8 protein-coding genes are annotated in these 13,854 nt (G+C 34.6%); 1 reads left to right on the plus strand and 7 read right to left on the minus strand.

The window, feature by feature from the left end; genetic code table 11:
* Window positions 1-16: 16 nt before the first annotated feature.
* The 7 genes from IMCC3317_RS12785 to IMCC3317_RS12815 all read right to left on the minus strand — a co-directional run bounded on the left by IMCC3317_RS12785 (window position 17) and on the right by IMCC3317_RS12815 (window position 7,608).
* Window positions 17-1,171, minus strand: coding sequence for a glycosyltransferase family 2 protein (locus IMCC3317_RS12785; RefSeq protein ID WP_160129890.1), 1,155 nt, complete (start codon window positions 1,169-1,171; stop codon window positions 17-19).
* A complete protein-coding gene (locus IMCC3317_RS12790) occupies window positions 1,161-2,441 on the minus strand; it encodes a hypothetical protein (RefSeq protein WP_160129891.1) in 1,281 nt (426 codons plus the stop codon). The genes IMCC3317_RS12785 and IMCC3317_RS12790 overlap by 11 nt, the downstream gene beginning before the upstream one ends.
* 63 nt (window positions 2,442-2,504) lie before the next feature.
* Window positions 2,505-3,593, minus strand: a complete 1,089-nt coding sequence (locus IMCC3317_RS12795) for an SGNH/GDSL hydrolase family protein (protein ID WP_160129892.1) — start codon at window positions 3,591-3,593, stop codon at window positions 2,505-2,507.
* A gap of 320 nt (window positions 3,594-3,913) precedes the next feature.
* A complete protein-coding gene (locus IMCC3317_RS12800; protein WP_160129893.1) occupies window positions 3,914-4,684 on the minus strand; it encodes a LytR/AlgR family response regulator transcription factor in 771 nt (256 codons plus the stop codon).
* A 286-nt stretch (window positions 4,685-4,970) separates the two neighbouring features.
* On the minus strand, window positions 4,971-6,032 hold the full coding sequence (locus IMCC3317_RS12805; protein ID WP_160129894.1) for a sensor histidine kinase: 1,062 nt from the start codon (window positions 6,030-6,032) through the stop codon (window positions 4,971-4,973).
* Between the two features lie 353 nt (window positions 6,033-6,385).
* Entirely contained in the window at window positions 6,386-7,183 is a 798-nt protein-coding gene (locus IMCC3317_RS12810; protein ID WP_160129895.1) for a hypothetical protein, read from the minus strand.
* Entirely contained in the window at window positions 7,180-7,608 is a 429-nt protein-coding gene (locus tag IMCC3317_RS12815) for an ABA4-like family protein (protein WP_160129896.1), read from the minus strand. The genes IMCC3317_RS12810 and IMCC3317_RS12815 overlap by 4 nt, the downstream gene beginning before the upstream one ends.
* A 471-nt stretch (window positions 7,609-8,079) precedes the next feature.
* Here IMCC3317_RS12815 and IMCC3317_RS12820 point away from each other — a divergent pair, with 471 nt between their 5' ends.
* Window positions 8,080-13,851, plus strand: a complete 5,772-nt coding sequence (locus tag IMCC3317_RS12820; protein WP_160129897.1) for a PKD domain-containing protein — start codon at window positions 8,080-8,082, stop codon at window positions 13,849-13,851.
* Window positions 13,852-13,854: the final 3 nt, after the last annotated feature.

Below are 13,854 nucleotides of genomic sequence, written 5' to 3' on the forward strand. Positions count from 1 at the left end.
TTGAATCTTCAATCATTTAATTCACTTTCTGCTTCAAACCCAAAATACTAAAAAAGAAACTAAACAGTATAATTTGAAGTCCTAACATAATCGTAAAAACCGCAGGAACAATAATTCGAAGTGTTTCTGCAGGTTTTAAATCGCTAAAACTTGTAGCTTTCCAAGCGAATAATCCGTGAACACTTAAATAAATTCCAACGGCTAACGCTAGAAAACCAACTAGCAAACCTTTTTCCAAATTGAAGTATTTGAATAATTTGTTGTACCGATCACTTTTGGGCAACAATCCATTTTCGACAGCAAAAATTTTGGTCAGTGCATAGAAAGCTAAAAATTGAAATCCGACAACTACCGAACTTGCCGTGTATAATAATGTATGTACGTCAAAAACAATTCCGCCGAAAGTTATTGGTTTTATAATTAGTATTGTAGAAAGTATCAATCCTACGATAATGAGTAAAAATGCAGGATATAAAAATAACCATCTTGGACTGTATAATAATAGAAAACGTAAGTGTCGCCAACCATCGCGCCACGTGTTTAAATGTGGCGGACGCGTACGTCCATCAGGATGTAATATGGTAGGAACTTCCACAATGGAAAGTCCGTTGAGTTTCGATTTTACAATCATTTCGGAAGCAAATTCCATTCCCGTTGTGTTGAGATTCATCTTAGCGAAAGCCTCTTTAGAGAAACCACGCAAACCGCAATGAAAATCACCAATTTTTATGTTGAAAAATAAGCGTCCAATGAAAGATAACACAGGATTACCAAGATATTTATGTAGAAACGGCATCGCACCCTTTTTTACACCGCCTTTAAAGCGATTTCCTATGACTAAATCGTTGCCTTCTCGGAGTTTTTCAATGAATAATTCCAACGATGAAAAGTCATAACTATCATCCGCATCGCCCATAATAATGTATGTTCCATTTGCAGCTTTAATTCCGCCTTTTAGTGCATTTCCATATCCTTTTTCGGGAACAGGAACAACACGCGCATTTAGTCTTTCTGCAATTGCTTGCGAACCATCTGTACTTCCATTATCTGCAATTACAACTTCTCCGTGTACGTTATGTTTTTCAAAAAAAGATTGTGCTTTTTTGATACATATTTCGAGTGTCTCAGCTTCATTTAGACACGGCATCACTATTGATAATTCAAGATTCATACAGTTTTTTGTTAAGCGAATTTAGTAAAATAAAAATAGTGAGAAATAGTACCCAATCATTGTAAAATGTGAAACGTACAACGGCATGCATTCCAATGGAAACTAATATGATGTTTCCAATTAAAAAGAGTGAAATTAGCAGCAATACTTTGTATTCTTTTTGAGCGCGTTTTAGCAATGCGAAGAAACTAAAAAATGCTATGAAAACGTATAACATCAAATACTTTATTCCTCCAAAACCAAAAATCATGTTTCTGATAAAAATTCGCTTCCATTTTGAGAAATTATCCCAAATCAATGGCTTGGAAACATTTGAAATTAGTGTATTTAATGCGATAAATTTTTCAGATTTGGAGAGTGAATCATTCAAAACAGCATTTCCGTTTTTAAAAATCGGTCCCATCTGAATGTTGGCGTAGTTATGAATATAATACAACGTTGGAGTTTCACTTGAAGTCAATTTCAAATTATTAATATTCATGTTTTTTTCAAGCAGTTCAGAATATGTCGCTGAGAAAAATTCATTTTCAATAGCAGTATCAAAAAGTTTCACATCTTCCGCATCAGCGACAAATAATGCAGGCGTAATGATGCTCATTCCTGTCCACGGCGTACTGACAAAATGATTGTGAACTATTTTATGATAGGTTTTATCTACCAAAGAAGTAATCAACGGAAGTGATAGAAATAATACGATTAAAAGTGTGTATTGTTTGAATTCTCTTTTTTTGAAACTTACCCAGAAAATCATCAATAACGCCAATGGAATTAAATACACAAATTGATACCTGGTAATGAGCAATAACGCTAGTAACGGAAGCGCGTATAAAAGTTCTTTTTTGTTTTTTGAGATGAAAAACGAAATGTAATATCCTGTAATTAGTAAGTATAATCCGTAAGAGATTGCTTCCGAAAGTATGTTGTTGGCAATTTTTCCGCCAGAAACAAACGGAAGTAGTAATACAAATGCAAAACAAACACTAAAAAAGTCATTTATAAGTTGGCTTGATCGTAATTTATGAATGAAAAAATAAATACTAAAACACCCAAAAATTGCTTGAAATACGACAGTTGCTGTATCAAATCCAGTTCCAAATAGAAGCTTCATGAATTGTAAAAATAGTGGATATCCAGGCGTACGAATAATGTGCATATCCAAATATCCCGCAGAATCGGGAAAGTACTCAATAGGATTGCGAAGTACAATGACAAACGTTATCAGAAATAATATTCCGATAGCACTATTCCATTTTTGTTTGAACCACTTCACATTTTTAGTTTTGGTAAAAGTATCTATATTTTCTTAGACTTCTATTTTTAAACGTATTTGATCTTATTTGACAAATTCAATTTGATGAAGTTTTTCGTAGATTTTGTTTCCCAATTTTTCAGCGCCAACTTCCGACATGTGGTAATAATCGTAAAAATCTTCTGCTTTCCAGTCTTCATCATTTGTGATATCGATGACTAATACTGGCTCTGAAACTTCTCTAATTACTTCGTTCAATTTGTTGAGTAATTTGTAATAACCAACGCCATTATACGCGTATTTTTCTTCAAGATATTTCACTTCTTCTATTCCAAAGACTTCGCCATTTCGGATTTTGTATGTAAATGCTGGTTGCGTGATAAAAATAGGAATTGCGCCCATTTTTTCTGAGTAGGCAATTAATTTATTGAGTCGTGATTTGAAAGCTTCTAAATTTTTTATGCTATATAAATCGATTAGTTTTTCGTCTATAACTGATTCTTTTGTGTAGTTTATAGTTGAAAAATCTATTTTATGATGTCCAACTTCGTGTTTTTTTGCTTTTTGAATTCCTTTGAGTTTTCGATACACATTGTATATAACCGATTTGTCTTTGATGTGACTTTTAAGTCCGCGATTTTCTAATTGTTGAATATTATCGTATTCCGAATCACTACTTATTCTATAAAAATCATTGATTCCGACATAAAAAATGATAATTTCAGGTTGCAATTTTTCAATTTTAGAAAACCAAAGTTCAAAACTTTTCAAATGTCCATATGTAGATTGTCCGTCTACGCCAGCATTGGAAATATAGACTTCTTCATTGTTAGTTTTGTATGCTTTTTCCAAGACTTCTTGCCACGTTTTGGAATCGTCAATGTAGCGTTGATCGGTTGTGCTTCCGCCAACGGTGAGGATATTTATTTTTTCTGGCTGATTGAAAGAAGAAATTCCACGCAATCCAAATTTGTCTCTTGAATACGTTATTGTCGGATTTTTGGTATCGTATAAATGACTTACGTCAAATTGAAATTTTGCATCTCTGATGATTCCCAAATTGCTCAATTGATTGCTATTGTTGAACCAACCGCCAAAAATAAGTTCAATCAAAAGTATTCCAATCAGAAGAAAGGAAATATTGATGAGTATAATTTTTAGTTTTTTGGGCATCTATTTATAAATATCATTTCTTTTATGATGTAAAACTAGAATATTAAAAATTAAAAGAGAAAACTAAAAGAATATATTATTGCTCATTGTTATTTCGTTTACACTCTTTTCTGAAGTATAGAAAAATTTTCACGTTAAAAATTTTCGAAGCCTTGGAGAAAATTTAGTGAAAGCTTTTCGGTTTTAGTTTTCCATAGAGAAAACTAAAAATACCTGTCAGAAAAGTGCCATTTCTTTTGTTTCTTTTCTTTGGGCAAACAAAGAAAACGAAAAAAGATATAAATTGTATAGTAATTCGAATCAACGTAACATGTTTAAAATCAACGATTCATCCAAGATTTAAAATCACTCGTTTTTTGTCTGCTGACGATGAATTCCTGATCGCGTCCTTGCGAAACAGACAGTTTTACACGATGATTAAAATACGGATGTATTTTTTCAATAGCACGTTTTGCGACAATTTGCCCACGATTTATTTTGTAAAATTCTTCTTGATGTAATGAATTGAATAATTGATCAATAGTTTCATCAATAATATATCTTTTTGAAGTCGTCACGCCAAACGTAATGCTTTCTTCAGAATAGACATATAATAAATCGGAAGTTTTAATTTGCACAAATCCGTTGCCTTCTTTTACTAATAAACCACTTCGGTTGCTCGTATTTTTAGTTTCAGTTTGTGTTTGAATACTTGCCAAGAGTTGTTTTAAAATTGCAGGTTCAACCGTTGATTTTTGATTGGATTTCTCAAATTTTTGCAACGCAACTTCCAAATCAGCTTCTTGAATTGGTTTTAGTAAATAATCAACGCTGTTTACTTTGAAAGCCTGAATTGCATATTGATCAAAAGCGGTTGTGAAAATGATTGGCGCTTCGACCTCAACTTTCTGGAAAATTTCAAAGCTTAAACCATCTGCTAATTGAATGTCCATAAATACCAAATCGGGCATTTTGTTCGTTTGAAACCAACTGACAGCATCTTCAATCGAATCAATAACAGCTACTAATTCATACGAAAAACCACAAGTTGCAAGCATGTTTTGCAATTGGTTTGCGGCGCGCGGTTCATCTTCAATGATTAATATTTTCATAGTTTATATTAGTTCGATTTGAGTTCTACAAAGAGAATTATTAGTTAAAAACATTATTATTAGTTTATTATTTTCTTTCTCTTTGCTCGCACAAAGAAAAGAAACAAAAGAAAGTGCGTTTTTCCAGAGGTATTTTTAGTTTTTTCTCTGAAAAACTAAAACCGCATACATTTTTCTAAATTTTTTCCAAGGCTTCAAAAATTCTTAACGAAAAATGAATGCTACACTGCGGAAAAAACCATTACGCATTGCTTTTATTTTAATCTTCATGTAAAATTCATATTTACTACGTTAGTATATCCGACGGTTGTAATAACGGAATTGAAACTGTAAATTCGTTTCCGTCGTTTTCTATTTTTGGTAATTTATCAGAGATTAACGCGTGTCGTTTTTCAATGTTTTTTAAGCCCACTTTTGTGGATGGTAATTGCGTTGATTTCAACTGAATTTTATTATTAACAACTAAGTAATCATCTTTAATAGCAACTGTAATTGTTAATGGTTTTGATCGAGAAACTACATTGTGTTTGATGGCATTTTCTAGTAATAATTGTAAACTCATCGGAACAATCATACTATCTAAAGCGGTTTCAGGCAACTTCCAATTCAGCTTCAAGTTATCGCCAAAACGTTCTGATTGAATGTGAATGTAAGCGCGCGCAAACTTTACTTCATTCCGTAAGGGAATTAAATTTGCATTTCCAGCATCTAAAATAAACCGATATACATCTGATAATTTATCTACAAATTGTTTTGCATCTTCTTTCGAATTTTGATCAATAATATCACGAAGTGTATTTAAACTATTAAAGAAAAAATGCGGTTGCGCCTGATTTCGTAACGCATCTAATTGTGCCAAAACTACCACTCGTTTTGCTTGTTCTTCTTCTCGAATGGATCTTTGCAATCTCACATAATAATAAATTGCTTCATACATTGCCATCACCATTGTACTTATGATAATAATTGGTAGCAGTATATCATATCGTTCATTAAAGTAATAGGTTTGATTAAAAAGCTTCCCAACAATGATTCCGCCTAAAGTATCAACTGAAATAACAGTGATTACAATTGTTAGAAAAAGTAAAAAAATTCGCTTTGGATTGTCTTTAAACGCAGGAAACTTTTTTCGCATGTATATGATGTTGACACGCATAATAAGCCAATTACAGATGGAAAACACCAAGGAAATGCTCCAATTGATAACTGCCCATTTTAATTCATGCTTTGCAAACGAATTGTTAAAGAGATAATCCGTAATAAAACTAAGAATGATAACACCGATGATGACAAACCAAGTATCATCAAATCCCATGTATTTTAAGCGTTTCTCTTTGTTGATAAACATTCTTTGTAATTTAATTACTTTTAGTTAAACAATCATTTTTTATTTTCTTTCTCTTTGCTCGCACAAAGAAAAGAAACAAAAGAAAGTGCGTTTTTCCAGAGGTGTTTTTAACTTTCTCTTCGGAAAGCTAAAACCGCATTCATTTTTCTAAATTTTTTCCAAGGCTTCAAAAATTCTTAACGAAAAATGATTGCTAAACTGCGGAAAAAGAAACCGTTATGCACTATTATTAATCATTACTGTTTGATCAAAGTTATTCAAAAATCGTCAGCGCAAAGTTTATATTCTTGACTCTAAAAGCGGCTTGTGCTGAGCGAAGCCGGAGTAAGCGGTCTAAAAATCTAATTTTCTAACTATCCAATCAACGGCATTCCAAGTTTTGCTTGATAAAATAGATATGCAATTCCTGCAGCATATAACAATCCGAAAATGACAACTGCAATGACTTGATTTTTAGTTGAAGTCTTCCACTTTTTAGAAAGTACTAATGCGAATAACGGAATTATTTGAATGCCATGCAATCCGAAGAAGTGTGCAATTCGTAAATCGCCCGCAACTGTACTCCAATTTACGAGTGGCAAACCTTCGCCGCCGTCTGCAATTCCAACATTGTGTGACATTTGACTAATCATTTGTCCGCCAATCCAACTTCCGACAATGATAACAATCCAACCTAGAAAGATGGCAACTTGAATTGATTTTGTTGTTTTTAGCTTTAATCGAACGGAATCAAAAGCTAATAAAATCATGATTAAAACATTGATTCCGATTAAAATTCCCATTGTAGCAAAAAGCAATCCGTCAAATAACGATTCTTGATTGTAATGCGATCGTACACCGCGCGCCGCTTGATAAAAAATGATTCCTATTTCGAACATAAGTGTCCAAGAAACAATGTTATTTAAGATATTTTTCTTTTTTATTGAATACGGATATTTTGTCATCAAAAAACCAACCGTCATAATGTAAATTGCACCTGAAATACAAAATTTTAAAGGTTTTATCCAAACGTTTATACCGAATAATGTTCTATCATCAACGAATAATCCGCCAATACAAACTAGTGCGCCAAGTAGATGAATTAGTACGATTGTAAACAGAATTGGACTTTTCTTTTTTACCGTACGAAATACTTCTTTTATATATTTCATGATTGTGCTTTTTTAAGTTTGATAGTTCTCATGATCATAAAAAGTAAAAATCCAACAGGACCTAACATGAATGTTCCAAAAAGGCAAGGTGCAATGATAATTGGATGAATTTTTAATTCTTTATTTTGATTGATGATCCACATTCCGACTAATAAATCGAACGCGAGATAATGAACCCAACCTGCCAAGACTGCGTTTTCTTCTGTAAATAATGCCATTACCGATTTTAGGCTTCCAAAGTCCATCATACCACCAATTAGTAAGGCTTTAATGATATAAATCGCATATATAAATGACAATGTTATTGGAATTATTTTGTAATCGATAAAGAATCGTGTGACTTTCCATTTGGGAAGAAAAATGAGTAAAATCCACATTGGCATCGCAAGCATACCAACGATTGAGAAAACTTCTGAAGGTGTCATAATTCTTGTTTTTAAAAGTTCGTTTTTTTTGATTGATGATTCAAATATGAAACGATTCCTTTAAAAATAATATCACTTTCTGTTGAAGTGTCGTAAAACGAGATTGAGTTGTTTATATCCTTAGAAACTTGTAGAAAAATATCATTAATTATGCGGTTGTCCTAAATTTTATTGTAGTGTAATTTAGCAGAGTAAAATTAAAGTCAAAAAAACATTCTCAATTGTGGAAACCCATAAGGTGAGCTGAATTCAATTTCATTATTTAGCAATTATAATCGAAATTATTATTTAATTAACTTATTTCTCACATTATAAAAAGATATTAAGTACTTATAATATGTTAAAATTTTAATACTTTTACTCTTTAAGAAAACACAATTTATTAAACATCAGATAGTTATTCATATGTTCAAAAAACACATACTCGCATTAATTTTAGTTTGTTTTTCGCTACAGCTAGATAGTGCTTCAATGCTTGTTTCAGAAAGCGCTTACTCATCGGTTATGCCAAATGCAACTATTAGCGGAAATGCAACTGTTTGTCAATTTGGAACTTCACCTGTAATCACATTTACAGGTTCGGCAGGAACAGCTCCATATACATTTACATATACTGTGAATGCAGGAACTCCACAAACCGTTACCTCTACAGGAAACACAGCTATGTTGCCAGTTTCTACCAATTCTAACGGAACTTTTACGTATACCTTGACATCTGTACAAGATGCAACAGCAACTGATAATGCAGTATCAGGAAATGTTACAATTACTATAACAGAAAGTCCTAATGCAAACTTAGGAGGAACAGGCGCTGTTGGCGGTGAGCCTTTATTTAGAGTGTGTGATAATATGGCATCAACATTTACGTTTACCAATACATCTTCTACTGCGTCGACATTAAATACGAATTATACTATAAATTGGGGAGATGGTAGTCCTGATTTTACAGCGGCAACTTGGACATCAACAATGCATGATTATGCTGTTGGGATTTATACATTAACCTATACAATACAAGGAAATAATGGTTGTGACACGATACTAGCGTATACTGTTTTTGTAGGATCGAATCCTGCGGTTTCTTTGGGAAACCCTGGGAACACAGATATTTGTAATACGGATGCGCTCACATTTCCAATTACAGGAACAGCTAATAATCCGTCAGGAACTACGTATACAATTACATTTAATGACGGTTCGGCGCCACAAATTTATAATCATCCGCCGCCATCAAGTATTACACACATGTTTACAATGTCATCTTGTAATACGACAAGTTCTGATGGAAGTAATACATATGCAAATTCGTTTTCGGCAAATATTGTAGCATCTAATCCTTGTAGTTCTTCTTCTGTTGGAGTTGTGCCGATTTATGTTTCATCCGAACCCGAAGCAGATTTTACATATCCTACTGAACCATCTTGTACTAATACGCTGGTATGTTTTGAAGATTTATCCACAGGAAATTCAACCAATGGAAGTGACAATAATTGCACAACGAATCCAAATGTTGTTTGGGAGATTTCACCAAATACATTCACCGTAAGCAGTGGAAGTTTAGGAGATGATTTCGGTTCTACAGATCCTGCATTATGGCTTTCTGGTTCAGATATTTTATGTGTAAATTTCACACAAGCAGGAACGTATACAATCACGCAAACAGTTGGAAACAGATGTGGCACAGACGTACTTTCGCAAACTATTTGTGTAGAAGAACCTTTGGTTCCGCAATTTAATTTAAGTGCAACTTCAGGTTGTACGCCTTTAGATATTACAACCACAAATACAACGGATGAATCTACCAGTTGTGAACCACCAACATATCAATGGCAAGTTACGTATGCTTCAGATTTTTGCGGTACAACGCCTGAACAATGGAGTTTTACCAATGGAACTTCAGCAACCTCAACAAGCCCTTCATTTAATTTTGTAACGCCTGGAACATATACTATTCAACTTACAGGTTCAAATTTTTGTGGAAGTGTGACCAATTCGCAACAAGTAATTGTAAAACAACCACCAACAGTAAGTATAAACCCGATTGCTGATGTTTGTAACTCAACGTCTGTTACACCAACAGCAACCATAAACAATTGTACAGATGATACGAGTTCTGTAACCTATAGTTGGTTATTTCCGGGAGCAACACCAGCTTCATCAAATATGGAATCGCCAGGAACTATTGATTACGGAATGCCCGGAACTTATACCATTTCGCTTCAAGTTACCAATGATTGTGGTGATTCAGCAGTTGTCTCCGAAACATTTACTATTCAGGAAGTACCTGTGATTACAAATACAGATTTAACACAAGATATTTGCTCAGGAACAGCTACAACAGCTATCAACTTAACAGCAACCGCAGCAAGTACAACATTTTCATGGACAGCAAACGCAACCGCAGGGATTAGCGGTTTTACACCTTCGGGAACATCTAACACAATTCCTGCGCAAGTTATTTCAACAACAAATACTTCATCTGGTACAGTAACATATACGGTAACGCCATCTATTGGAACATGTGATGGAACGCCTGTATCATTTACCATTACGGTAAATCCTGCGCCAGAAATTACAACACAACCACAATCGAGTACGGTGTGTCTAAACGGAACACCAAATACGCTAAGCGTTGCTGCTTCTGGCGGTTCGCCACAATATCAATGGTTTAGTAATACAACAAATAGTAATATTGGTGGAACTCCAATCGCAGGAGCAACAAATGCTGATTATGTTCCGCCAACCGATACCGTAGGAACTGTATATTATTATTGTGAAATCACATTTGCTTCAGGCGGTTGTTCTGTGATAAATTCGCAAGTTGCCGAAGTTACCGTAACGCCAAATGCAACTATTACTTCGCAACCAACTCCAACACAAAGTTTATGTATAAATAGTACGATTGTAAGTCCGCTATCCGTAGCTTTTACTGACGGAACAGGAACCGTTTCGTACCAGTGGTTTAGCAATACAACAAATAGTAACACAGGCGGAACTTCAATTGCAGGAGCAACAAATGCTGATTATACACCACCAATATTTACAACACTAGGAAATTTTTATTATTATGTAGAATTATCGTTTGCAGGAAGTGGTTGTAGTGATGTTGTAAGTGCTGTTGCAGAAATTATAGTTGTTGAATCTCCAGTAGTAGATGTACAACCAATAACTACGCAAACGCTTTGTCAAAATAGTACACCACAACCATTGGAAGTGCAAGCTTCTGGAGGTTTAGGAGCATTTTCATACCAATGGTTTAGCAATACAACAAATAGCACTACGGGCGGAACTTCAATTGCAGGAGCAACCAACGCTTCCTATATTCCACCAACAAATACTGTAGGAACCTTGTATTATTATTGTGTCGTTTCACAACCTGCAAACCCAAATTGTTCAGCAATAAGTGATACTTCAGAAGTGAACGTAAATCCTGCGCCGCTTATCAATTCGCAACCGCAATCGCAAGAATTGTGTTTTGGCGAAACTGTAACTAATTTAACTGTAAGTTATACAAACGGCGTTGGAACACCAACCTATCAATGGTATTCTAATACTGTTGACGATACTACTTCCGGAACTATAATTGCAAGCGCAACAACTGATACGTATACACCAAGTGTAACTTCGGTTGGAACGACTTATTATTATTGCATCATCACATTTTCTTCTGGCGGATGCCTTGAAATTATTTCAAATACTGCTGAAATTATTGTAAATGAAACACCAAGTATTAGTGATTTTACACTAACTATTTGTAGCGGAAACAGCTTTACTAGTACGCCAGATACTACGAATGGAGATATCGTTCCAACTAATACAACATATACATGGACTGCGCCAACTATTTCGCCTGCGGGAAGTATTACAGGAGCAAGCGCCGAAACAACACCGCAAAACAATATCAGTCAGGTTTTAACAAATACAACCACAATGCCAGCCATTGTAACGTATATCGTAACACCAACTGCTGGAATTTGTAATGGAATTCCGTTTACAGTAGAAGTTACCGTAAATCCAGCTATTTCGGCAAACGTAACAATTACAAATATTGAATGTTTTGGTGCGAATACTGGTGCAATTACAACAAACATTACTGGCGGCGTACCATTTACAACAGGAACACCTTATATTATTTCCTGGACAGGACCAATGGGATTTACTTCGAGTGCTGCTTCTATTTCAAATCTTGTGCCTGGCGATTATACATTAACGGTTCAAGATGAAGGCGGTTGCCCTTTTTCAGAAATCTATACAATTACAGAGCCTTTAGAACTATTATTGACTATTGATACTGAAAATTCTATTAGTTGTTTTGGTCAAAATGATGGTGAATTAGCCATTACAGTTTCTGGTGGAACGCCAAATTATAGTTATAGTTGGACAAGAAATGCAGCTCCTTTTTCTACCGATGAAGATATTTCAAACTTAACAGCAGCAACGTACGAACTTACAGTCACAGATGACAATAATTGTGGACCAATTACACAATCGTTTGTAATTTCGGAACCAAATGAATTGATGGTTTCTTTAGTGAGTCAAACAAATGTTGCCTGTTTTGGAGAAACTTCAGGAGCAATAGAAGTTGCTTCTTCAGGAGGAACACCAACAGAAACATCGCCTGGCGTGTTTGAATATAATTATGCTTGGACAGGACCAAACAGTTTTACAAGTACAGATCAAAATTTAACAAGTTTAGAAGGCGGAACGTACAATCTTACCGTAACAGATGCGAATGGTTGTGACGATACACTTAGTGTTATTTTAACGCAACCTGATGAAATTGTCATTACTTTTGAATCGACTGAAATTTTATGTTTTGGCGACGATAATGCTTCTATTACGATTACTAATATTTCTGGCGGATCTGGTTCTTACACCATTGAATGGAGCAATTTTGGCGCAGGAATGAGTCAAACAAATTTATCTGCTGGCAATTATACTATTACCATAACCGACTCAAATAATTGTACAGCTTCTGTGACAGTTACCATTGCGCAACCGCCTATATTCACGATTAATCCTGTGGTTGAACAAATTTCTTGCTTTGGCGCGAATGATGGAAGCATCATGCTAAACTTTCAAGGCGGACAAAATCCGATAGATTTTGCTTGGACAGACGATCCAAATGCTGGTGTAGAACGAAATAATCTTGGGCCAGGAACTTATACCATCAATATTGTAGATGCAACTCCGTGTACCATCACGGAAACGTTTACAATTTTAGAACCTTCTGAATTGACGTTAGCAGCAAATATTACCAATGCACTTGATTGTGACGATCCAAATTCTGGAGGAATTAATTTATTAATTACAGGAGGAACAGCACCTTTTACTATAAGTTGGTCTAATGGAGCAATTACAGAAGATTTAGATGCTATTCCGCCTGGAACTTACGTAGTAACTGTTATTGACGCAAATGGTTGTGAAGCTTCGGAAAGTTATGATGTTATAAGACCTTCGCCGATTATTGTTGATGTTGAAACAGAAACCGTTGTTAATTGTAATGCGTTTTTAGCAAGTCAAAAATTTACAGCACAAGTTTCTGGTGGCGTTCCGCCATATGATTTAAACTGGTCTAGCGGAACTGTTTCTGGAGTCAACGATGAAGTCATGACAACTACACAAAACGGTTTGGTTATTTTAGAAGCTACGGACGCACTTGGTTGTGTAAACAGTTATACGTTTGAAGTTGATATTCCTGAGTTTAGCGATGCTGATTTTAGTACTACTTCGAGCGCGTTTCAAACTTTCGGGATTTATTCACAAATAGATCCAATTCAATTTACCAATACAACCACGGGCGATTATCTGAATGTTTCATGGGATTTTGGTGATGGAAATTTTTCTAATGAAGAAAATCCGATACATTCCTATGCAAATCCTGGAGTTTATACAGTAATACAAACCGTAACTTTTCCAGAAGGTTGCGTGTATACTAGAGTTATTAGTTTGGCTATTGAAAAAGGATATAAATTGATTATGCCAACAGGTTTTACACCAAATGAAGATGGATTGAATGATTTTTTTAGACCTGTTTTTATTGGTTTAGACAACATGGAATTAAACGTTTATAACACTTGGGGAAGTTTAATTTATTCTGAAACTGGCGATGATATTCAAGGTTGGGACGGAAAAATTAAAGGAGAATTTGCAGAAAACGGAAATTACTATTACACATTTACAGCTAAAACATTTTTTGGGTCTATTATTCAAGAAAAAGGACCACTTACGTTAATATTATAATCG

This window comes from Kordia antarctica, from assembly GCF_009901525.1.
Classification (GTDB): Bacteria; Bacteroidota; Bacteroidia; order Flavobacteriales; family Flavobacteriaceae; genus Kordia; species Kordia antarctica.